Here is a 229-nt window from a genome sequence, read left to right as displayed (position 1 = left end):
TCGGTCGCGACGACTTCGGCGCCATCGTGCGCGGCCACCTCGCCCGCGTGCCGGGGTTCACGTTCCACCCGGAGGTGGTGGACGCGGGCACGGCGTACACGATCGTGGTCGAGCCGCCGGGCACCGACCGCACCTTCTGGCACCACCCCGGCACCAATGCCCTGCTCGACCTCGCCCGGGTGGACCTGGCCGGGGTCGACCTGCTGCACTTCGGTTACCCGTCCCTGAT

Annotated in this window: 1 pseudogene; it reads left to right on the top strand. The window is 72.1% G+C overall.

The window, feature by feature from the left end:
* A pseudogene (locus BN358_RS26065) lies at positions 1 to 229 on the top strand (carbohydrate kinase family protein); the annotation flags it as partial.

Origin of the sequence: Sedimentibacter sp. B4 (assembly GCF_000309315.1) — a bacterium.
Classification (GTDB): domain Bacteria; phylum Bacillota; class Clostridia; order Tissierellales; family Sedimentibacteraceae; genus Sedimentibacter; species Sedimentibacter saalensis.
The sequence above is the reverse complement of the archived record's forward strand: the minus strand, read 5'-3'. Positions and strand labels throughout refer to the sequence as shown.